Origin of the sequence: Paraburkholderia sp. BCC1876 (genome assembly GCF_902833695.1) — a bacterium.
In the GTDB taxonomy this organism is placed as follows: domain Bacteria; phylum Pseudomonadota; class Gammaproteobacteria; order Burkholderiales; family Burkholderiaceae; genus Paraburkholderia.
The window spans coordinates 401,370-423,047 of the sequence record NZ_CADFGI010000006.1 but is presented as its reverse complement, the minus strand read 5'-3'; the positions used below and the strand labels follow the sequence as shown (position 1 = coordinate 423,047).

The following is a 21,678-nucleotide window of genomic DNA, read 5'->3' as shown; positions in this document are numbered from 1 at the left end:
GAGCGGAGCTTAACCTGAGCGGTGCGCTCCGACAGTGAGCATGATCCGATGCAGCGATTTATTGAGCAAGGGCGTCAAATTCATCGTGCCCGGGAATGGCTTGAATGCGGTCGTATGCAGTCTTATGCTGACGCGACGCGCGGGTGAAGCGGGACTCGTTGAGCCGGCGCGAGTCACCCATACGTCGTGCCAGGCTGCCGCGCGCGATCGACCGCGCGGATTGGCCATCCGGCCAGGGTCCATTCGCCCCATCGGCGGGTTAAACTCACGCCCTGAACAGCTAACGCAAAAAGACACCACGGATGGGTATTCAAAGCGCAGCGGCCGGCGAGGTCGCACAACATACGCCGATGATGCAGCAATACCTGCGCATCAAAGCGGATCATCCGGGCACGCTGGTGTTCTACCGGATGGGCGACTTCTACGAACTCTTTTTCGACGACGCCATCAAGGCCGCCCGTCTGCTCGATCTGACGCTCACGCAGCGCGGCGCGTCGGGCGGCAATCCGATCAAGATGGCCGGCGTGCCGTATCACGCGGTCGAACAGTATCTGGCCAAGCTGGTGAAGCTCGGCGAATCCGTCGCGATCTGCGAACAGATCGGCGACCCGGCAACGTCGAAAGGCCCCGTCGAACGTAAAGTGGTGCGCGTGGTCACGCCGGGCACCCTCACGGACGCCGCGCTGCTGTCCGACAAGAGCGACGTCTACCTGATGGCACTGTGCGTCGCGCACAACCGCCGCGGCGTCGCGACCAGCGTGGGTCTGGCCTGGCTGAATCTGGCGAGCGGCGCGTTGCGCCTCGCGGAAGTCGCACCCGACCAGGTGGCGGCCGCGCTCGAACGCATTCGTCCCGCGGAAATTCTGGTGGCCGATTCCACCGCGGACGCCGCGAGCTGGACCCCGCCCGTCAATGCCGGCGCCCTCACCCGCGTGCCGGTGTGGCACTTCGATATCGCGTCGGGCACGCAGCGTCTTTGCGATCAACTGGAAGTGGCGGGCCTCGACGGCTTCGGCGCCCATTCGCTGACGGCCGCCTGTGGCGCGGCCGGCGCATTGCTGCTGTACGCGGCGGCCACGCAAGGCCAGCAATTGCGCCACGTGCGCAGCCTGAAGGTGGAATACGAGTCCGAATATATCGGCCTCGACCCGGCCACGCGCCGCAACCTCGAACTCACCGAAACGCTGCGCGGCACCGAGTCGCCCACGCTGTGCTCGCTGCTCGACACCTGCTGCACGACCATGGGCAGCCGGCTACTGCGTCACTGGCTGCATCACCCGCCGCGCGAAGCCACGGTGGCTCAGGCACGGCAGCAAGCCATCGGCGCACTGCTCGATGCGCCACCCGGCTCAAGCGTCGAAACGCTGCGCGGCGCGCTCCGGCAAATCTCGGATATCGAACGGATCACCGGGCGTCTCGCGCTGCTGTCCGCGCGGCCTCGCGATCTGTCGAGCTTGCGCGATACGTTCATCGCGTTGCCCGAACTGCGCACGCAACTCGCGGCGGTGTCGTCAAACGCGGATTCGCTCGCGCGTATCGACGCATCGCTCGTGCCGCCGCAAGACTGCGTCGAACTGCTCAAGCGCGCGGTCGCGCAGGAGCCGTCGGCAATGGTGCGCGACGGCGGCGTGATCGCACGCGGTTACGACGCGGACCTCGACGAATTGCGCGATATTTCGGAGAACTGCGGGCAGTTCCTGATCGACCTCGAAACACGCGAACGCGCACGCACGGGGATCGGCAATCTGCGCGTCGAATACAACAAGGTGCACGGCTTCTATATCGAAGTCACGCGCGGCCAGACCGACAAAGTGCCCGACGACTATCGCCGCCGTCAGACGCTGAAGAATGCCGAGCGCTACATCACGCCGGAGCTGAAGACTTTCGAGGACAAAGCGCTGTCGGCGCAGGAACGCGCGCTGGCGCGCGAACGCTCGCTGTACGACGCGTTGCTGCAGGCGCTGCTACCCTTCATCCCCGATTGCCAGCGGGTCGCTTCGGCGCTCGCCGAACTCGATCTGCTGGCGGCGTTCGCCGAACGCGCCCGCGCGCTCGACTGGGTCGCGCCCACGTTCTCGCCTGATACGGGCATCGAAATCGAACAGGGGCGTCACCCGGTGGTCGAGGCTCAGGTCGAACAGTTCATCGCCAACGACTGCACGCTGACACCCGAGCGCAAACTGCTGCTGATCACCGGCCCGAACATGGGCGGTAAATCGACCTTCATGCGGCAGACCGCGCTGATCGCGCTGCTGGCGTATGTGGGCAGCTACGTGCCGGCGAGGCGCGCGGTGTTCGGACCGATCGACCGCATCTTCACGCGGATCGGCGCGGCGGACGACCTGGCCGGCGGCCGCTCGACCTTCATGGTGGAAATGACCGAAGCCGCCGCGATCCTGAACGACGCGACGCCGCAAAGTCTCGTGCTGATGGATGAAATCGGCCGCGGCACCTCGACCTTCGACGGGCTCGCGCTGGCCTGGGCGATCGCGCGCCATCTGCTGTCGCATAACGGTTGCCATACGCTGTTCGCCACGCACTATTTCGAACTCACGCAGTTGCCGGCCGAGTTTCCGCAAGCGGCCAATGTGCATCTGTCGGCGGTCGAGCATGGGCACGGCATTGTGTTCCTGCACGCGGTCAGCGAAGGTCCGGCGAATCAGAGCTACGGCCTGCAGGTCGCGCAACTGGCGGGTGTACCCAACGCGGTGATTCGCGCGGCTCGCAAGCATCTCGCGCATCTCGAACAGCAATCGGCGGCGCAGCCCGCACCGCAACTCGATCTGTTCGCCGCCCCGCTGCCAATGCTGGTCGAAGACACGGACGACGAACGCTACGACGAGCCGCGACCCGCCACGCTGCCGCCGGCCATGCAGGCGCTCGCCGAACGCCTGCGCGCAATCGACCCGAACGACTTGCGCCCGCGTGAAGCGCTCGACCTGCTGTACGAACTGCACGAGCTGGCTACCGCGCCAGATGCGGATCATTGACGCTCCCAGACCCCGGCAGCGTCCGCGCACGTTTCGCGCGGCGCTGACCGTCGCCCTTCTGCTCGCGGGCGGCTTCGTGCCGCTCGTGGGTCTGCTCACGGGTGGTCTGCTCCTGTTTGCCCAGCCGGCGCACGCCGAAGCGCAGCGCTACGCGTTCGCGGTCATCGCCAACACGTTGCAAAACACCGCCGACGAAGCCGCCACGCAGCGCCTGATCGACGCCATCGGCCGGGAACGCGACATCGCGTTCATCGTGTACGACGGCAATCTGAAGGGTGCGAAAGAAGCTTGCCGCGACGCGCTTTACGAGCGCCGTCACACGTTGCTCGAAACGTCGCGGCCCGCTCTGTTCTTTATTCCTGGCCAGCATGACTGGGCCGATTGCGGCACGGCCGAGGCCGGCGGCTTCGATCCGACCGAACGCCTCGACCAGTTGCGCCAGACCCTGTTCGCCGATTCGACGTCGATGGGCCAGAACCCCATCACGCTGACGCGCGAAAGCGAAGTCTCGCGCTTTCGTCCGTTTCGCGAAAACGTGCGCTGGCAAGTGGGCGATGCGGTGTTTATCGGTCTGAACGCGCCGAGTCCGAACAATCACTACCTGACCGCGGGCGGCCGCAACGGTGAATTTGAAGACCGGGCGATTGCCAATGCATTCTGGCTCGAGCACGCAGGCGAATATGCGAAACGCCGCGACGCGCGCGCAATCGTCGTGTTCATTCAAGGCGACCCCGACCCGGAGCGTTATGAACGGCCGGACCGCTTCGCCTGGCTGCGTTTTGCACGCAGCACGCGCCGCGATGGGTTTCTGGAGTTCAAGCGCAGCCTGGTCAAACTCGCGCAGACTTTCCGCGGACCCGTGCTGGTGATTCATTGCGACGACGAACGCGCGAGCGGCGGCTTCCTGATCGATCAGCCGTTACGCAATGACAAGGGCGCACTGGTGACGAATCTCACGCGGATCGCGCTGGCGCCGCATGATCGTCTTAACCAATGGATTCGGATTGAAGCAGATCTCGGCAGGAAACCGCCGTTCCGCGTGAGTGTGCGCGACGTGCCGAAGCAAATACCCTTGCCCGTGCCACCGCCGTTGCTGCCGCATGAAGAACCGGCCGCGTCGATGCCGGCTGTGCCGGCGCTCGGTCCGGCTTCGGAATTGCCACCGCTGTTGCCGACGCCCGGAGAGTCGCAACTGGATCAGCAGCCGCAAATTCCGGCCGATCAGGGCGGCGGCGGTTACGGGCCTGCGACTTCGGTCCCGCCCGCCTCCGCTACCTTGCCGCACATGCCGGGCGCCGCGTCAGGTTCGAACTCGAACGGCGGCGTGCCCGCCAGCTCAGTGCAGCGTGGGCCCTGACTTGTCGTCGTCGGCTTCGTCGTCTTCGTCGAGGACTTCGAGGCCGTCGGCGCCATGCGCGTGTTCGTGCTGGATTTCGTCTTCAGTCGCGGGACGCACGTCTTTGACCGTCAGCGCGAAACGCAGCGCCATGCCGGCGAGCGGATGGTTGCCGTCGAGCACGACTTTGTCTTCCGCGACGTCCGTCACGACGTAGACGAGCGAATCGAGATCTTCGTCGCCCTCTTCCGGCGTGCCTTCGAATTGCATGCCGACTTCGAGCGGTTCAGGAAAACGATCGCGCGGCTCGATCTTCACGAGGTCGGGGTCGTACTCACCGAACGCGTCGGCCGGCTCAAGCTGGATCTGGGCCTCGAAGCCGGCCTCGTGGCCGTCGAGCTCTTCCTCGATCTTGGGGAACGTGCCATCATAGCCGCCGTGCAGATAGACCATCGGCTCGTCGCTTTCTTCAATCAGATTGCCCTGCGCATCCGACAGCTTGTAAGCGACCGACACGACGGTGTTCTTTGCGATTTTCATTCGATTCTCCAGAATACAACTCACATTATACGATGCCCAAGCGGCCCACTGACCACCCGGCCGACATAGCTTCGGCACGAAATTCTTCATCGGCGGCGAAGCCGGTTCTGCCGCCTTCGTCCGATACGCCGACACCGTTGCTCGGCAATCTGACGCCGTCGCAATTCATGCGCCGCTACTGGCAAAAAAAGCCGCTGCTGATCCGTCAGGCGATCCCGAACGTCGAGGCGCCGCTCTCGCGCGACGAATTTTTCGAGCTGGCCGATCAGGACGAAGTCGAAGCCCGTCTGATCACCCATTTTCGCAACAAGTGGCAACTCGAGCACGGCCCGTTTGCGCCGGACGAACTGCCGTCGGTGAAGCAGCGCGCATGGACGTTACTCGTGCAAGGCGTCGATCTTTACGACGACCGTGCCCGCGCGTTGCTCGACCGCTTCCGCTTCGTGCCGGACGCGCGGCTCGACGACCTGATGATCTCGTACGCAAGTGACGGCGGCGGTGTCGGCCCGCACTTCGATTCCTACGATGTGTTTCTTTTGCAAGTAAAAGGTAAGCGCCGCTGGCGTATCAGTGCGCAGAAAGATCTGACACTGCGAGACGGTCTGCCTTTGAAAGTTTTACAGAATTTCCAGGCCGAAGAGGAATGGGTGCTCGAGCCAGGCGACATGCTTTACCTGCCGCCGCACATCGCCCATGACGGCATTGCCGAAGGCGAATGCATGACCTGCTCGATCGGTTTCCGCGCGCCCTCGGCGAGCGAGTTGACCGCGCAGTTCCTCTATCATCTGGCCGAGCGCGGCGAGTCCGCAGGCAGCCCGGTCGCGTTGTACCGCGATCCGCAGCAACCCGCTGTCGAGCGTCCGGCCGAATTGCCCGCGGCGCTGGTCGAAAGGGTTGGATCGATCCTTGCGGGTATCAAATGGAAAGAGCAGGATATTGCGTCGTTCCTTGGCACATACCTCAGCGAACCGAAGCCGAGTGTCGTGTTTGATCCGCCGCAAAGGCCGCTTAATGAAGACCGTTTTATCAGTCGCGCATCAAAGTCAGGCATTCGGCTGAACCGCAAGACTAATTTGTTGTACAACCGCCGTTTTTTCTTCGTAAATGGAGAAGAAACGTTATTTGATGGCGCAAAAAAGTGGTTGATTGACCTCGCTGACCACCGGTGTATGAGTGCGAAACGCTTTGTAACACTCTCACACGATTCGTCGGTGACAGCATTGCTACACGAGTGGTATTGTGCGGGCTGGATAGAAGTGGGCGAGCTCGCGTAACTGTTTGCGCAACTCTTGCTCACCTGCTATACCGTACTTTCAAATTTTGTATGAGAAAGACAACGTATTGACCCCGGATTTATGGATTGTCAGTACGAAAGTGCATATAATTTCCGCCCAAGCCGTAGGGAAGATTCCAGCTCGTTCAAAGAGCTTCTCCACCAACGGCCCAGGTCGGTGTTGGAGCACATTACCGGTTTTATTTTGCGCTGTTGCTTACCTTTAATCCATAAAAGGACGTGATCATGAAGAAATCCCTCCTCGTAGCATCCCTGTTGGCAGCTGTGGCACTGGCTGCATGCAACAAGAGCAACGATCAAGCCGCTGCCCCGGCTAGCGACGCAGCTGCTGCTTCGGCACCGGCTGCTGCAGCTTCGGATTCGGCGATGGCTGCTTCGGGTGCTGCTGCTGCTGCGAGCGACGCTGCTGCTTCGGCTACGACGGCTGCTTCGGACGCAACCGCTGCTGCTTCGGACGCTGCTGCTTCGGCTGCTGCTCCGGCTTCGGGCGCAAGCCAGTAAGCTGTCGCATAGGGTTCGCCTCTGGGCGAATACTGCATCGGGAAATCCCCTCGATTTCCCGGGCAGTAAAGCAAAACGCCACGGATTCACATCCGTGGCGTTTTGTCATTTGGGCGCCGTTTTTTACAACAGCGCCGACTTAATACCGACCGGCATCAACTATTCAGCCGGTGTCGCGCTCTCTTCGAAAAACTCCCGTACGACCTCGATCTCACGGGTGCGCTTGAATGGCGGCAGGCTCTGCCATATACGGCGCCCATACGGTTTGTCGACGAGACGCGTGTCGCAGATCATCAGCACGCCGCGATCGGTCTCAGCGCGAATCAGACGGCCTGCGCCCTGCTTCAGCGTGATCACGGCTTGCGGCAATTGATGCACGGCGAACGGGCTCAAGCCTTTCTTCGTCAACGCGTCGAGACGCGCGGACAACACCGGGTCGTCGGGCGGCGCGAACGGCAGCTTGTCGATCACCACCAGCGACAGCGCGTCGCCGCGCACGTCGACACCTTCCCAGAAACTCTGACTGCCCACCAGAATCGCATTGCCGTACGAGCGGAAACGGTCGAGCAATTCGGTGCGGCTCGCATCGCCCTGCACGAGCAGCGGATAGTCCCAGCCGCGCGATTCGATCGTGTCGCGCAATCTGGTCGAGATGCGGTCCACCGCGCGCAGCGTCGTGCACAACATGAAGACGCCGCCGCCCGACGCTTCGATCGCGGGCAACGCGGCGTCGAACACGGCGTCGGTGAACATCGGCGAGGACGGCTGCGGCAGATTGCGCGGCACGTACAGCAGCCCTTGCGTCGGATAGTCGAAGGGACTGGGCAGCGTCATCGAGCGCCTGGCGTTCAGCCCCATCTGCGCGGCATAGTGCGTGAAGTCGCCGCGCACCGACAACGTGGCCGACGTGAAGATCCATGCACGCGGCACGCCGGCGCGCTGCTTTGCGAAGATCGGCGCGACCGACAGCGGCGTTTCGTGCAACTGCACGGTATGCGAGAAGACTTCGATCCAGCGCACCTTTTCATTCGGATCGGCGCGTTCGCTTTTGCCGTCGGCCGAAGCGCCTTGAGCCGCGTTGTCAGCCGCTGCGCGTTCGGTTTCGGTGGGCGGCGTGGTCCAGCCGGCGAGCACGCCTTGCAGCTCGCGTGCGCGGCGCAGACACGCGCCGATCGATTCGGCGCGCTCGGCCTGGCTCGCGAGCGCCGAGGTCAATGCATCGAGTTCGGTTTCGAGCGTTTCGAGCGCGGCAAACAGCGGATGGTCGTCGGGCAACTGCCCGATCGACAAACGCACCGAGTCTTCCTTGAACGCGAGCCGCACGTCGCGCGCCGCGCGTTCGAGCGTCGAGCCGAGCTTCACCCAGTCGATGGTTTCGCGCGCATGACCCAGGCCTTCCGCGACAGAATCGCGGGCCAGTTCGAGAAACTGCGTGGTGGACAGCGTTTCGCCGAAAAACAGCGTGGCGGTTTCCGGCAACTGATGCGCTTCGTCGAAAATGACCGTATTGGCAGTGGGCAGCAACTCGGCCATGCCGGTATCGCGCAACATGATGTCGGCGAAAAACAGATGGTGATTCACCACCACGATATCCGCCTGCTGCGCCTCACGGCGCGCCTGCATGACGAAGCAATCCTTGTAGTGCGGGCACTCCTGGCCGAGACAGTTTTCGCGCGTCGACGTCACCATCGACCACACCGCCGCCGTTTCCGGCACGCTCGCGAGTTCGGCCTTGTCGCCGGTGCGCGTGATCTTCGCGAAGCGCACGATGTCCTGCAGATATGAGGTTTCCTGACGCGACGGCAGACGGCCGTTGTCCGCCGTACGCTGCAGATAGTAGTGGCACAGGTAGTTCGCGCGCCCCTTGAGCATGGCGACCGACACCGGCACCGCGAGCGCGTCGCGCACGGTCGGAATGTCGCGCTGAAAGAGCTGGTCCTGCAAGTGCTTGGTACCGGTGGAGACGATCACCTTGCCGCCCCACAACATGGCCGGCACGAGGTACGCGTAGGTCTTGCCGGTGCCGGTGCCCGCTTCGACGATCAGCGTGTTTTCGCTGCCGTCGAGGCTGCTCGCTTCGTCGCTTTCGACAGCTGCCGCCTCGGTGCCTGACGGCGCACCGAGCCGCCGCGCCGGACGCTTCTGCGCCTCGAACATCGCGGGTTCGGGCATGGCTCGGCCTGAGGCTTCCATCGCCGCGGCAACCGCGCGCGACATCTCGATCTGCGACGCGCGCGACCGATAGCCGTCGATCTGCCTCGCCAGTAAACCGTTTTCGGCGAAGATCTCGTCCAGCTCGGCGGCCCGGCGCGGATTCAATGACGCGCTCAGTGCGGACGCGGCCGCGCGCGGCGCCGGCGTACCGGTTGCCGATGCGGCGTCGCCCGAGGCGGCGCGGGGTGAAGGTTCAAGCGATGAATTCAAGGCAAGCGTTCCTGCAAAGTCCGGCTCGCGCGGCGCGCGCCCGGCGCTTCTTGCCAGGCCGCGAACTCAGGCGCGTGTGTCGGGTTCGAGCTGCAATTGCAGCAAGATGATGGTGTCCTTGACTTTGAGTTTGCGCTTTTTCAGGCGCTGCAACTCGAAGTCGTCGATGCCGGGCTCATCCGACATTCGGTCGATCAAACGATCGAGCCCACTGTGCTCCGATTCCAGTTGCAGAATACGGTCGCGAAGTGTGTTCGCGTCGATGACGTGATGTTGATCGCGCATGCTCGCCTCCTCTCGTCGACGGCACGAACCGCGTGTGCGGCTCGATGCCTGAGGTTGCTGTCCGGCTTAAAACGCGTTACGGCGACTGCGACGCCGGCTCCGGTCAGCTATTGCGACTGCGAACCGGCCCGAGGCATTACAGCAAGCAAACACGGTGCTCAACGACAGCACACTTACTGTTGCTCCTGTTGCAGTTTCTGCTGTTGTTCGAGTTCCTGCTGCTGTTTCAACTGATCCTGACGTTTCTGCTCGGCTTTCTCGGCCGCCTGCTTCTGACGCGACTCGACGTCGGCTTTGTGCTGCGCCGCGTCAGTCTGTTTCTTCTCGAAGCTCTGCTGTTTCTCGACGCGCTCCTGCGCCTTTTGCGCGCCCTGCTGATGGGCTTCGTCGAGCTTGCGCTGGAAGTCGCCCTGCTTCTGATCGTACGCCTGCTGATTGGCGGCTGCCTGCGACGGACTCACCCCGCGCTGCGCCTGATCCAGCGCGTGCTGGCGCTGCTTGTCCTGATACGCCTGCGCATTGGCGCTGCGCTGCGGCGCCTCGGCGGTGCGCTGCGCCTGATCGAGTTGATGCTGACGCTGCTTGTCCTGGTAGGCCTGGGTGTTGCGGGCGTCGTCGGCGGCGCGCTGCGGGGCGCTCGCTTCGTCTTGCGCGCGTTTGATCGCGGCCTGCTCGTCACGCTCGCGGGCGCGCTGTGCGCGCTGCTCGCCGTCGAGCGCCAACTGTTCCTTGCGGATGTCGGCCTGCACGACGCGCATGCTGTCGCGCGCCTTGTTCAGGCAATAGTTGACGAAGAACTTGCTATAGCAGTCGTGTTCGGCGACTCCGTAGCGGTAGTTGTTTTCGTCGCTGCGCTGATCCAGCACCTTCTGGCGCGCGTCGAACGCATTGTCTTGCGCCGCGATGCTGGCGGTGCTGTCTGAGTTGCCGGTGTTCATGCCGCCGCTTGCATCCACCGCCCGAGCATCCGACGCGGCCGACCCAGCCGCCGTGGCGCTGCTGCCCATCATGGGCGCCGAAGCCTGCCCAGCGGTCTGCGCCATGGCCGGCGCGGACAGCCCCAGCGCAACGGCCAGCACGCCCGCTGCGCACGACGCGGCGAACACTCCGTTGGGAACGGGCACGGACTTGAACACGGAGCGCGTTACCCGCGTGAGCGACACGAGCGGCGAACGCGAAAACAGCGGCGATTGTGGCAAGCGAGAGACCAAGCGGGAGCCCAGGCAGTTGAGGGACAAGGAGATCGGCAACGTCGTAGGAGGTCAACGGAACATGCCCGAAATTCTATCACCCTGCGGTTGAGCCCTTTGGCATTTATGGCAAAATGCCCCGCTCTAGCAACCTGGTCGCAGCGCGCACGCCCGGCGTGCTTCACGGCATGCTGCACGGCGTGACCCACACCGTGCAGCATGTGCCCGAGGAGGCTCACTCCGTGCCCCAACGGGTCATCAGCGCGCGGCCTTAGACTGAGTCCGCAGGAACACCAAGACCTTATGACGGAAAACGTAGCACTCAAGATCGTACAGCGCATCGCCGCCGAACTGTCCGTCCAGCCGCGCCAGGTCGCGGCCGCGGTGCAACTTCTCGACGAAGGAGCGACTGTTCCGTTCATCGCCCGCTACCGTAAGGAAGTGACCGACAATCTCGACGACACGCAACTGCGTAATCTCGAGGAACGCCTGCTGTATCTGCGCGAGCTGGAAGACCGGCGCGCGGCGATCATCGCCAGCATCGACGAACAGGGCAAGCTCACCGACGAGCTGCGCGGCGCGATCGAAGGCGCGGACAGCAAGCAGGTGCTGGAAGACCTGTATCTCCCGTACAAGCCGAAGCGCCGCACGCGCGCGCAGATCGCCCGCGAAGCCGGCTTGCAGCCGCTCGCGGACGCGCTGCTGGCCAATCCCCTGCTCGACCCGCAAACCGAAGCCGCCGCCTACGTGGACGCCGAGAAAGGCGTCGCCGACGTGAAGGGCGCGCTCGACGGCGCGCGCGACATTCTGTCGGAACAGTTCGGCGAAACCGCCGATCTGCTCGGCAAGCTGCGCGATTACCTGTTCAACCAGGGCGTGCTGTCGTCGAAAGTGGTCGAGGGTAAAGAAAACGCGGAAGAAGAAAAATTCCGCGATTACTACGACTACGCGGAAACCATCCGGACCGTGCCGTCGCATCGCGCGCTGGCGCTGTTCCGCGGCCGCAATGCGGGCGTGCTGATGGTCAAGCTCGGTCTCGGCGAAGAACTCGACGCGCTGGTGCCGCATCCGGGCGAAGCGCTGATCGCGCGTCACTTCGGCATAGCCAACCAGAACCGGCCGGCCGACAAATGGCTCTCCGACGTGTGCCGCTGGTGCTGGCGCGTGAAGGTGCAGCCGCACATCGAAAACGAACTGCTCACCAACCTGCGCGACGAAGCCGAGCACGAAGCAATCCGCGTGTTCGCGCGCAATCTGAAGGATCTGCTGCTGGCCGCGCCCGCGGGCCCGAAGGCCGTGATCGGTCTCGATCCGGGCATGCGCACCGGCGTGAAGGTGGCCGTGGTCGATCGGACCGGCAAGGTGCTCGCGACCGACGTGATCTATCCGCACGAGCCGCGCCGCGACTGGGACGGCTCGATCGCCAAACTCGCGCGCCTCTGCGCGCAGACGCAGGCCGAGCTGATCAGTATCGGCAACGGCACGGCGTCGCGTGAAACGGACAAGCTCGCGAGCGAACTGATCGCGCGGCATCCGGAATTCAAGCTGCAGAAAATCGTCGTGTCGGAAGCCGGTGCATCGGTGTACTCGGCGTCCGAGATCGCGGCAAAGGAATTCCCGGACATGGACGTGACGCTGCGCGGCGCGGTGTCGATCGCGCGCCGTCTGCAGGACCCGCTCGCGGAACTCGTGAAGATCGAGCCGAAGGCGATCGGCGTCGGCCAGTATCAGCACGACGTGAATCAGCGCGAGCTGGCGCGCTCGCTGGACGCGGTCGTCGAAGACTGTGTGAACGCGGTCGGCGTCGACGCGAATACCGCGTCGGTCGCGCTGCTCGCGCGCGTGTCGGGATTGAACGCGACGCTGGCGCGCAATATCGTCGACTATCGCGATGCAAACGGTCCGTTCCCGTCGCGCGAACATCTGCGCAAGGTGCCGCGTCTGGGCGACAAGACGTTCGAGCAGGCCGCCGGCTTCCTGCGTATCAACAACGGCGACAATCCGCTCGACCGCTCGTCGGTTCACCCGGAAGCGTATCCGGTCGTCGAACGGATGCTGGCGAAGATCAGCAAGCATGTCGGTGAAGTGCTGGGCAATCGCGACGCGTTGCGCGGCCTGTCGCCGGCGGAATTCGTCGACGAACGTTTCGGCTTGCCGACCGTGCGCGACATTCTGCTTGAGCTTGAAAAGCCGGGCCGCGATCCGCGTCCGGAGTTCAAGACCGCGACCTTCCGCGAAGGCGTCGAGAAGGTCAGCGATCTGACGCCGGGCATGGTGCTCGAAGGCGTCGTGACGAACGTGGCGGCATTCGGTGCGTTCATCGACATCGGCGTGCATCAGGACGGTCTGGTGCACGTGTCGGCGCTGTCGACGAAGTTCATCAAGGACCCGCATGAAGTCGTCAAGGCCGGCCAGATCGTCAAGGTGAAGGTGCTGGAAGTCGACGTGAAGCGTCAGCGTATCGCGCTGACCATGCGACTGGACGATGAGTTCGGTGCGGCCGCGGTCCGCAGCGGTGGCGGCGCGCAGCAGGATCGTGGCGGCGCGCCGCGCTCGGGCGGCGGTGGACGCGGCGCGCAGCAACAGCGCTCGCGTGAACCGGAAGCCGGCGGCGCAATGGCGGCGGCGTTCGCGAAGCTGAAACAGAAGTAAATGCAAAAAGCCCACGCAATGCGTGGGCTTTTTGTTTTTCGAGGCGCTCCGGCTCCGCTCAAGCGAAGCGCCCGACAACGCACACGGCGTTGTCAAATCTCGATCTTCGTCCCCAACTCCACCACCCGGTTGGCCGGAATGCTGAAGAAGTCCGTCGGCTTCGCGGCGTTCTGATGCATCCACGCGAAGACCCGTTCGCGCCACACCGACATGCCCGGCAATTGCGTCGGCACCACCGTCTCGCGCGCGAGGAAAAACGACGTGTCCATCAACTCGAACGTCATGTCATTCGTGCGGCCGACCTCTTGCAGCACCGCCTTCACGTCCGGCGTTTCATTGAACCCGTAGACCGCCTTGACGAGATACAGACCACCGTCGATATCCTTCACCGTCACACGTTCCGATTCATTCACGTACGGAATGTCGCGCGTCACGAAGGTCAGGAAGATGGTGCGTTCATGCAGCACCTTGTTGTGCTTCAGATTGTGCAGCAAGCTCACCGGCACCAGCGAATCGCTGCCGGTCAGATAGATCGCCGTACCCGACACGCGATGCGGCGGATGCGCGAGCAGCCCCTGCAGGAACGGCATCAGCGGAATACCGTCGGCGGCCGTGCGCTCCTTGACGATCATCCTGCCCTTGAACCAGGTCATCAGCAGGAAGAACAGCAGCGCGCCGATGCCGAGCGGCAACCAGCCGCCCTCCGCGACCTTCAGCAGATTGGCGCCGAAAAAGCCCAGATCGACCGCCATGAACACGCCGATGATCAGCGCCACCAGCAGCTTGTTCCAGTTCCACACCTTCACCATCACGACGCAGGCGAGGATCGTGGTGATCACCATCGTGGCCGTCACCGCAATACCGTACGCGGCGGCGAGATTGTCCGAACTCTTGAAGGCGATCACGATGCACAGAATGATGAACAGCAGCATCCAGTTCACCACCGGCACATAGATCTGGCCGATCGCCAGGTCTGACGTGTGCAGGATCTTCATGCGCGGTACATAGCCGAGCTGGATCGCCTGGCTCGTCAGCGAATACGCGCCCGAAATCACGGCCTGCGAAGCGATCACGGTCGCCACCGTCGACAGCACGACGAGCGGCAACAGCGCCCAGTCCGGCGCGAGCAGGAAGAAGGGATTTTCGATCGCTTTCGGGTCGTGCATCAGCAGCGCGCCCTGGCCGAAGTAGTTCAGCACCAGCGACGGCATCACCAGCACGTACCACGCCATCCGGATCGGCTTCGCACCGAAGTGGCCCATGTCGGCGTACAGCGCCTCGGCACCGGTCAGCACCAGTACGACCGAGCCGAGCACCACATAGGCCTGCAGCACGTGCGCGGCCATGAAGGTGTACGCGTAGTACGGGTTGAGCGCGCGAATCACGTTCGGCGCCTGAACGATGTGCCACAGGCCGAGTGCGGCGATCACCACGAACCACAGCACCATGATCGGCCCGAACAGGCGACCGACGGTGGCCGTGCCGTGCCGCTGAATCCAGAACAGCAGCACGAGAATCACCATGGTGAGCGGCAGCACCAGATGCGACAGATTGGGCGCGGCGATCTCCAGACCTTCGACGGCCGAGATCACCGAGATGGCCGGTGTGATCACCGCATCGCCATAAAACATGCAGGCGCCGAAGATGCCGAGCATCATCAGCACGCCGGCCATTTTCGACTTCTGGTCGATGGAGCGTAGCGCCAGCGCCATCAGCGCGAGCACGCCGCCTTCGCCGTTATTGTCCGCGCGCATCACGAACAACACGTACTTGATGCCGACCACGATCACGATCGCCCAGAACAGCAGCGAGATCACACCGAGGATGGATTGGTCGGTTAGCGGAATGCCATGCGAGGGGCTGAAAGCCTCTTTCAGCGAGTACAACGGGCTCGTGCCGATATCACCGAACACCACCCCGATCGCGGCAATGGCGAGGGACGGCAGAGGCTGTTTGTGCACGTGATTGTTATCTGTCATAAACGCGAGGAAATCCGTTCCCTGAGCGGAAAAAACGACCGCCATTCTAAACTGCCGGCATGGCGCCGCCCGGCTTGTTGTGGATACACCACGTGGCTGGTCCGCGCAGTGTAGCACTGCGGTATGGGCGCGTCTGCCGTGCAAGGTGTTTCGTTTGAAGCGCGAGTTCGCGCTTTGCCGGACGTGGTGTCGACGGTGCGTTCGGGACGCGCAAATAAAAAAACGGAGTCCGTTGGGACTCCGTTTTGCGTTACTACACGGGATAAAACCGGGCCAAAGCCAGCACAACGCGCTGGCTCCGAAGCGACAGTTCGGGCGCCGAAGCGGGCATCACTGCCCCGACGACTCCTGCGCTTGCGCCATACCGCGCTTGATCCACGCGCCGAGGTTATGCGGACGCACCGTGTCCCATTCCTCGAACGGCTGATGAATCCACGGATTGGTAGGCAGATACTGCACGCTGTAGTCGGGCTTCACTTTCGAGCAGCCTTTGTACCAGAGCACCGCCGAACGCACCGCGGTGATCGCCGGATAGCGTTCCTTCAGATGCTGCTGAACCCGCGCCAGCGTCACGCCCGAATCGACCAGGTCGTCAACCAGCAGCACGTTGCCGTGCAACTCGCCGCGCGTCATGGTGATGTATTGCGCGATGTCGAGATCGCCCTGCTCCGTGCCGGCCGCTTCTCGATACGAACTCGTGGCGAGAATTGCCAGCGGCAGATCGTAGATGCGCGAGAGTTGGTCGCCCACGCGCAAACCGCCGCGCGCGAGGCACAGGATCTTGTCGAACTTCCAGCCCGACTCATGCACCTGCAGCGCCAGCAGTTCGATCAGCCGGTGATATTCGTCCCAGCCGACCCACAGGTTCTTGTCGTCGTTGCGCGGGTCTTTCATCGCAATCATGGGTACACCTTGAACCATCGCTTAAACCTTGAACGGATGACGCAACAGAATGGTCTCGTCGCGATCCGGACCGGTCGACACCATGTCGATCGGAATACCCGCGACTTCCTGCACACGCGACAGATATGCGCGCGCCTTCGCCGGCAGCTTGTCCCATTCCTTGATGCCAACCGTGCTTTCCTTCCAGCCCGCGAAGGTTTCGTACACCGGCTCGCAACGCGCGACTTCCGACGCACCGCGCGGCAGCAGGTCGACCGACTGACCGTCGACCGTGTAGCCGACGCACAGCTTCACTTCGGCGAGACCGTCGAGCACGTCGAGCTTGGTCATGCACAGACCCGACACACCGTTGATCTGGATCGAGCGGCGCAGCGCGGCGGCGTCGAGCCAGCCGGTGCGGCGCGGACGGCCGGTGACCGAGCCGAATTCCTTGCCGACCGTGGCCAGTTCGAGGCCGATCGCTTCCTGACGGGCGGCGTTGTCGGCGTCGTACAGTTCGCTCGGGAACGGGCCCGAACCGACGCGCGTGCAATACGCCTTGGTGATGCCGAGAATGTAGTTCAGCTTTTGCGGACCGACGCCGGCGCCCGCGGTGGCGGCGCCCGCCACGCAGTTGCTCGACGTGACGTACGGATACGTGCCGTGGTCGATGTCGAGCAGCGTGCCTTGCGCGCCTTCAAACAGCAGATTGCTGCCGGCGGCGTTCGCGTCGTACAGACGGCGCGACACGTCGGTGACCATCGGCTTCAGACGGTCGGCATAGCTCAGCATCGTGTCGAGCGTTTGCTGGAAGTCGACAGCCGCGACGCCCAGGTATTGCGTCAACACGAAGTTGTGATAGTCGAGGTTTTCACGCAGACGTTCGGCGAAGATTTCCGGCTCGAACAGGTCCTGCACGCGCAAGCCGCGACGCGCCACCTTGTCTTCGTAAGCCGGGCCGATGCCGCGGCCGGTGGTGCCGATCTTGCTCGCGCCACGGCGCGCTTCGCGGCCCTGGTCGATGGCAATGTGATACGGCAGGATCAGGGTGGTGGCTTCGGAAATGAAGAGGCGATTCTGAACATCGACCCCGGCGGCTTCGAGCTCGCCGATTTCCTTGAACAGAGCTTCCGGCGACAACACGACGCCATTGCCGATGTAGCACGCGACACCGGGATGCATGATGCCCGACGGAATCAGACGCAAGATCGTTTTCTTGCCGCCGATGATAAGCGTGTGACCGGCATTGTGACCGCCCTGGAAGCGAACGACGCCTTGAGCGTGGTCCGTCAACCAGTCGACGATCTTGCCCTTGCCTTCATCACCCCATTGGGTCCCCACGACGACGACGTTACGCCCGGGGTTCACATTCACTGCGCTGGCAGACATGTTGTTTCGTAAGCTGGTTAAAAACGTATTCTACCTATGTTCGCGGAACCTTCCGAATTTTTCCGTTTCCGCTCAACGGTATGCACGTTATGGTGGGTATATCAAAAACAGCGCGGCGGATGACCGCGCCGGGAGTCCGGCGACACTTTGGACGCCTTCTGAGTTGCGCTGAGGTGAGACCTCAGGCGGGTCCGACGAAGCGCGCGTGAGCGCGCCGCAACGCGCTCACGCGCGCGGTTCGACGACCCATGCGCCGTTGTGCTCGACCAACACGCGATCGAAAGCGAATTCATCGAGATCGTGTTCATGACCCGGCAGCGCCTGGATCACGACTTCGCCGGCATCGCGCAATGCGGCGACGCTGACGCGCAGCGCGTCGTCGTGCTGCCACGGCGCGAGGATCGCGCTGCTGCGTGCTTCGACCGGCGAGATCCGCGCCACTTCGCGCAGATCGAGCGAAAAACCGGTTGCCGCGCGCGCACGACCATAGGCCTGCCCGACGTGGTCATAACGGCCGCCGCGCGCCACCGCGTTCGGCACACCGTCCACGTACGCGGAGAACATCACGCCGCTGTGATACGCATAGCCGCGCAGATCCGCCAGATCGATCATCACTTCGGCGCCATCCACCTGGCTCGCGAGGAACGCGAGGTCGTCGAGCGCGCGCGAAATGGCCGGCGCGTTCGGCAAACGGGCACGCGCTTCCGCGAGTACCGACGCGTCGCCGTACAGCGCGGGCAGCGCGCGCAACGCGTCGCGCGTGACCGGCGTGAGATTCGCGGTCAGTTCGACGAGCCGCGGCACGTCCTTGCCGGCCAGCGCGTCGTAGAGCGACTGGCCCAACTCCGCGGCGGCCGGTTCCGCTTCGATCAGCGCGGCCAGCACGCCGGCGTGGCACAGGTCGAGCCGCACTTTCGCGAGGCCGGCCAGACGCAGCGCGTCGAGCATCAGTTGCTGGATTTCGAGGTCGGCTTCGAGGCCGGCGTGACCGTAGATTTCCGCGCCGATCTGGATCTGCTCACGCGTGGCATGCAGGCCGCGCGGCCGCGTATGCGCGACGTTGCCCGCATAGCAAAGACGCGTCACGCCCTGACGGTTCAGCAAGTGCGCGTCGATACGCGCAACCTGCGGCGTGATGTCGGCGCGCAGACCGAGCGTGCGCCCGGACAACTGATCGACCAGCTTGAAGGTGCGCAGATTCAGATCGTGCCCACCGCCGGTCAGCAGCGACTCGATGTATTCGAGCAGCGGCGGCATGACCATCTCGTAGCCGTACGAGCGGAAACGGTCCAGCAGATGGCGCCGCAGTTCTTCGATCTTGCGGGCTTCCGACGGCAGGACGTCGGCAATATTCTCGGGAAGTAACCAGGTCGACATCGATACAGTCCTACGACGTTGAACACGGCGACTGGGTGCGCCGGTAAGTGAATGTGAATGGCGGGCGGCGGCTCGATTCTGGCGGCTATCGCAGGCGTGGGTGCAGCCCGCGACAGGCATTTTCGGCCAGCGTACCGACTGATCGAGTCGGCAGGCCGGTGTCCGCGAAGCAAGGACGCGGTCACGACACGGCGAGCGCACAGCGCGCCTAAACCTTCTGCGCCTGCTTCGCCGGACGGACCGCTTCAGGTCACGATAAACAGCAGGATCAGCCCAAGCGCCATCACGATCAGCCCGCCGACGCGAATCTGATGCGGCGGGCGTTCCGCTATTTTACGGAACGTGTCGCGCCAGGCGCTCGGAAAAACGAAGGGAAACATCCCCTCGATAATCAGCATCAACGCAATCGCGAGCAGTAACGAGCCGGCTATATCCATGCGAATCAAGAGGCCGCGATGCGGATGCCGCGGCCTTCCGGTTATCAGTGTTTGCGCGGGACCGCGGGAGCGTCCGGGGCAGTGCCGCCGGTCGGGCTACGCATGAAGCGGAAGAACTCGCTGCTCGGGTCGACCACGATCACATCGCCCGGTTTGAAGGTGTTCTTGTACGCCTGCATGCTTTGATAGAACTGGTAGAACTGCGGGTCGGCGCCATACGCTTCGGCAGCGATCTCCGCGGCCTTCGCATCGCCCTCGCCCTTGATGGTCTGCGCCTGACGGTAACCGTCCGCGAGAATCGCCTGCTGCTGGCCCACCGCTTCCGCCTTGATCTGGTCGGCTTCGGCAGCGCCCTTGGCGCGCTCGTCGGCCGCGATCTGCTCGCGGGCGGCGATCATCCGCTTGTAGACCGAGTCGGCCATGGTTGCCGGAAAATCGACGCGCGTCAGTTGCACGTCGACGACCGACACACCCAGCGAAGCCGCGGCCTTGTCCATCGCGCCACGTGCTTCGTCGGCGACGGCTTGCTGTTTGGCCAGCGCGTCGGACAGCGTGACCTTGCCGAACGCGTCGCCGAGCGCGCTGCGCGACAGCAGCGCCAGACGGTCCGGCAGGCTTTGCACGTCGCCCCTGGTTTCGGCGATCAGCTTCAGCGGATCGGTGACACGATATTTGACGACCGGATTGGCCAGCAGATCGGTTTTGTCGGACGTGACGTAACGGTCTTCGTCCGGCGCGTCGAGCGACTGGATGCGGTTATCCACCAGCGTGACGGTTTGCAGTGGCGGCGGCAGTTTGACGTGCAGGCCCGGGCCGAGCAGCGTCGGTGCCGAGTCGCCATGCGACGACAACACCGCCATATGCCGCTGATCGACAACGAATACCGTTGACGACGCCGCGAACAGCACGATGACGACAGCCACGACGAGCGCAATGATCTTGTTCATGTTGTGCGCTCCTTATTGAACGTCGTCTTCGCGCATACGGCTGCGGAAGGAGTCGCGTGAACGCAGCGCATCGCTGCTGGCTGCGGCCTGGCTGGCGGGCGTCGCGGCGACGGCGGGCGCGGAGGCCACGCTGCCCGGCGCGGCGGCCGACGGAGCAACCGACGGCGCGGCAGAAGGCGAAGTGGCACTACCCGCCCCTTGCGATGCGGCAGCCGGCGAAGCGCCCGACGCAGCGGCCGCGGCGTCGGCCACCCGCTGGCGGGTCTGCTCGACTAGCTTGTCGAGCGGCAGATACAGCACGTTATTGCCGCTCTTGCTGTCCACAAACACCTTGGTCGTATTCGAATAGATCTGCTGCATGGTTTCCAGGTACATGCGCTCGCGAATCACAGCGGGCGCTTTCGAGTACTGCGCGTAGACCTGCTTGAAGCGCTCGGCATCGCCTTGCGCCTGAGCGACGGTTTTGTCGCTGTAGGTTTTCGCCTCGTCGATCTGACGCGCCACGTCGGCTTGCGCGCGCGGCAGCAGATCCGCCGCATAGGCCTGCGCTTCACGTTTGGCGCGATCGTTTTCCTGACGCACCTTGGCGGCGTCGTCGAACGCGGCCTGCACCTGGTCGGGCACCTGCACACCCTGAATCGTCACGCCGGTCACCGCGAGGCCCGACTGATATTCATCCAGGGATTGCTGGATCGACGCCATCAGTTGCTGGCGAATCGTTTCGCGATCCTGATCGAGAACCTCGCTGGTGCTGCGCGCACCGACGATACTGCGCACCGCCGCCTGGGCGGCCTGCATCACGCTCTGATCGGGATCGGTGCTGCGGAACAGATAGTCCGTCGGCTTGCGCACCTGGTACTGGACCGCGAAGCGCACGTCGACGATATCCGCGTCGTGCGTGAGCATCGACGCGTCTTTCACATTGGCGAGACGCACCACGTTGTTGCGGCCGATCTCGACCTGACGGATCTGGCCGATATTGACGAGCTCATGCGCTTCGAACGGATACGGCAGACGCCAATGCACACCCTGCCCCGCGGTGTAGCGATACTTGCCGAATTGCATCACGACGCCGGCTTGTCCGTCCTGCACGACGAACACACCGCTGCCGAGATAAACAGCCACCAGCACGCCGATCACGATGCCCACGCCGATCCGTGCGCCGCGGCCATTATCCGGCCGGCCACCGCCCGTACCGCCGCCCTTGCGGCCGAACACGCGGCTCAGACGACGGTTGAAATCACGCCACATTTCGTCGAGATCGGGCGGACCTTCGCCGTCTTTGCTCGGAGGACGCTTGGGTTCATTCGGCCGTTGCCGGTCGCCATTGCCGTCGCCCCGGCCCCAGCGCGGATCGTTCAGTGAAAGCATGGCGCGCATGCGCAGCCAGATACTCCGCTCGTTGTAATCGTTCACCTGTGTTCGTTCACCAGAGTAGACAGCGGGTCAGTGCAA

Annotated in this window: 16 protein-coding genes; 5 read left to right on the top strand and 11 right to left on the bottom strand. The window is 63.6% G+C overall.

Going from position 1 to position 21,678, the window contains the following annotated elements:
- Positions 1 to 302: 302 nt before the first annotated feature.
- Complete coding sequence (gene mutS, locus HWY05_RS23615) at positions 303 to 2,990, top strand: DNA mismatch repair protein MutS (RefSeq protein ID WP_176059813.1); 2,688 nt, start codon at positions 303 to 305, stop codon at positions 2,988 to 2,990.
- Positions 2,977 to 4,347, top strand: a complete 1,371-nt coding sequence (locus tag HWY05_RS23610; RefSeq protein ID WP_176059812.1) for a hypothetical protein — start codon at positions 2,977 to 2,979, stop codon at positions 4,345 to 4,347. The genes mutS and HWY05_RS23610 overlap by 14 nt, the downstream gene beginning before the upstream one ends.
- Here HWY05_RS23610 and HWY05_RS23605 read toward each other — a convergent pair.
- The gene (locus HWY05_RS23605; RefSeq protein ID WP_035546403.1) at positions 4,327 to 4,866 is read right to left on the bottom strand and encodes a peptidylprolyl isomerase; all 540 of its coding nucleotides are present in this window, start codon (positions 4,864 to 4,866) and stop codon (positions 4,327 to 4,329) included. The two genes, HWY05_RS23610 and HWY05_RS23605, sit on opposite strands and share 21 nt — an antisense overlap.
- Positions 4,867 to 4,898: 32 nt before the next feature.
- Between HWY05_RS23605 and HWY05_RS23600 the strand changes: the two genes are divergently transcribed.
- Together HWY05_RS23600 and HWY05_RS38390 are read left to right on the top strand one after the other, a co-directional pair.
- Positions 4,899 to 6,140, top strand: coding sequence for a cupin domain-containing protein (locus HWY05_RS23600; RefSeq protein WP_176059811.1), 1,242 nt, complete (start codon positions 4,899 to 4,901; stop codon positions 6,138 to 6,140).
- A gap of 245 nt (positions 6,141 to 6,385) precedes the next feature.
- Entirely contained in the window at positions 6,386 to 6,661 is a 276-nt protein-coding gene (locus HWY05_RS38390; protein WP_081935648.1) for a hypothetical protein, read from the top strand.
- A 159-nt stretch (positions 6,662 to 6,820) separates the two neighbouring features.
- Here the strand turns inward: HWY05_RS38390 and HWY05_RS23595 are convergent, their stop codons facing one another.
- From HWY05_RS23595 to HWY05_RS23585, 3 genes are all read right to left on the bottom strand, one after another.
- Positions 6,821 to 9,085 carry an ATP-dependent DNA helicase gene (locus tag HWY05_RS23595; RefSeq protein ID WP_176059810.1) on the bottom strand — a complete coding sequence of 755 codons (2,265 nt, stop codon included), beginning with the start codon at positions 9,083 to 9,085 and terminating at the stop codon, positions 6,821 to 6,823.
- Between the two features lie 66 nt (positions 9,086 to 9,151).
- Positions 9,152 to 9,370, bottom strand: a complete 219-nt coding sequence (locus HWY05_RS23590; RefSeq protein ID WP_035546409.1) for a DUF465 domain-containing protein — start codon at positions 9,368 to 9,370, stop codon at positions 9,152 to 9,154.
- A gap of 173 nt (positions 9,371 to 9,543) precedes the next feature.
- Positions 9,544 to 10,476, bottom strand: a complete 933-nt coding sequence (locus HWY05_RS23585; RefSeq protein ID WP_035549122.1) for a hypothetical protein — start codon at positions 10,474 to 10,476, stop codon at positions 9,544 to 9,546.
- A gap of 387 nt (positions 10,477 to 10,863) precedes the next feature.
- Between HWY05_RS23585 and HWY05_RS23580 the strand changes: the two genes are divergently transcribed.
- Positions 10,864 to 13,212: a Tex family protein gene (locus HWY05_RS23580; protein WP_176059809.1), complete on the top strand. Its 2,349-nt coding sequence runs from the start codon at positions 10,864 to 10,866 to the stop codon at positions 13,210 to 13,212.
- A 92-nt stretch (positions 13,213 to 13,304) separates the two neighbouring features.
- Here the strand turns inward: HWY05_RS23580 and HWY05_RS23575 are convergent, their stop codons facing one another.
- The 7 genes from HWY05_RS23575 to hflK form a co-directional block, all read right to left on the bottom strand.
- The gene (locus HWY05_RS23575) at positions 13,305 to 15,191 is read right to left on the bottom strand and encodes a potassium transporter Kup (RefSeq protein WP_035549123.1); all 1,887 of its coding nucleotides are present in this window, start codon (positions 15,189 to 15,191) and stop codon (positions 13,305 to 13,307) included.
- A 330-nt stretch (positions 15,192 to 15,521) separates the two neighbouring features.
- Positions 15,522 to 16,112, bottom strand: coding sequence for a phosphoribosyltransferase (locus HWY05_RS23570; protein ID WP_035546411.1), 591 nt, complete (start codon positions 16,110 to 16,112; stop codon positions 15,522 to 15,524).
- Positions 16,113 to 16,115: 3 nt separating this feature from the next.
- The gene (locus HWY05_RS23565; protein ID WP_176059808.1) at positions 16,116 to 17,462 is read right to left on the bottom strand and encodes an adenylosuccinate synthase; all 1,347 of its coding nucleotides are present in this window, start codon (positions 17,460 to 17,462) and stop codon (positions 16,116 to 16,118) included.
- A 225-nt stretch (positions 17,463 to 17,687) separates the two neighbouring features.
- Positions 17,688 to 18,839 (bottom strand): ATP phosphoribosyltransferase regulatory subunit, encoded by a 1,152-nt coding sequence (locus tag HWY05_RS23560; RefSeq protein WP_035546414.1) that lies wholly within the window; start codon positions 18,837 to 18,839, stop codon positions 17,688 to 17,690.
- A gap of 245 nt (positions 18,840 to 19,084) precedes the next feature.
- Positions 19,085 to 19,276 carry a DUF2065 domain-containing protein gene (locus HWY05_RS23555; RefSeq protein WP_035546416.1) on the bottom strand — a complete coding sequence of 64 codons (192 nt, stop codon included), beginning with the start codon at positions 19,274 to 19,276 and terminating at the stop codon, positions 19,085 to 19,087.
- Between the two features lie 44 nt (positions 19,277 to 19,320).
- Positions 19,321 to 20,223, bottom strand: coding sequence for a protease modulator HflC (hflC, locus tag HWY05_RS23550; protein WP_176059807.1), 903 nt, complete (start codon positions 20,221 to 20,223; stop codon positions 19,321 to 19,323).
- A 12-nt stretch (positions 20,224 to 20,235) separates the two neighbouring features.
- Entirely contained in the window at positions 20,236 to 21,639 is a 1,404-nt protein-coding gene (hflK, locus tag HWY05_RS23545) for an FtsH protease activity modulator HflK (RefSeq protein ID WP_176059806.1), read from the bottom strand.
- Positions 21,640 to 21,678 lie beyond the last annotated feature (39 nt).

Excerpts from the sequence above, each read along its gene's own strand:
- mutS (WP_176059813.1), top strand. The coding sequence starts at position 303 with ATGGGTATTCAAAGCGCAGCGGCCGGCGAGGTCGCACAACATACGCCG.
- HWY05_RS23610 (WP_176059812.1), top strand. The coding sequence starts at position 2,977 with ATGCGGATCATTGACGCTCCCAGACCCCGGCAGCGTCCGCGCACGTTT.
- HWY05_RS23605 (WP_035546403.1), bottom strand. The coding sequence starts at position 4,866 with ATGAAAATCGCAAAGAACACCGTCGTGTCGGTCGCTTACAAGCTGTCG.
- HWY05_RS23600 (WP_176059811.1), top strand. The coding sequence starts at position 4,899 with ATGCCCAAGCGGCCCACTGACCACCCGGCCGACATAGCTTCGGCACGA.
- HWY05_RS38390 (WP_081935648.1), top strand. The coding sequence starts at position 6,386 with ATGAAGAAATCCCTCCTCGTAGCATCCCTGTTGGCAGCTGTGGCACTG.
- HWY05_RS23590 (WP_035546409.1), bottom strand. The coding sequence starts at position 9,370 with ATGCGCGATCAACATCACGTCATCGACGCGAACACACTTCGCGACCGT.
- HWY05_RS23580 (WP_176059809.1), top strand. The coding sequence starts at position 10,864 with ATGACGGAAAACGTAGCACTCAAGATCGTACAGCGCATCGCCGCCGAA.
- HWY05_RS23575 (WP_035549123.1), bottom strand. The coding sequence starts at position 15,191 with ATGACAGATAACAATCACGTGCACAAACAGCCTCTGCCGTCCCTCGCC.
- HWY05_RS23570 (WP_035546411.1), bottom strand. The coding sequence starts at position 16,112 with ATGGTTCAAGGTGTACCCATGATTGCGATGAAAGACCCGCGCAACGAC.
- HWY05_RS23565 (WP_176059808.1), bottom strand. The coding sequence starts at position 17,462 with ATGTCTGCCAGCGCAGTGAATGTGAACCCCGGGCGTAACGTCGTCGTC.
- HWY05_RS23560 (WP_035546414.1), bottom strand. The coding sequence starts at position 18,839 with ATGTCGACCTGGTTACTTCCCGAGAATATTGCCGACGTCCTGCCGTCG.
- HWY05_RS23555 (WP_035546416.1), bottom strand. The coding sequence starts at position 19,276 with ATGGATATAGCCGGCTCGTTACTGCTCGCGATTGCGTTGATGCTGATT.
- hflC (WP_176059807.1), bottom strand. The coding sequence starts at position 20,223 with ATGAACAAGATCATTGCGCTCGTCGTGGCTGTCGTCATCGTGCTGTTC.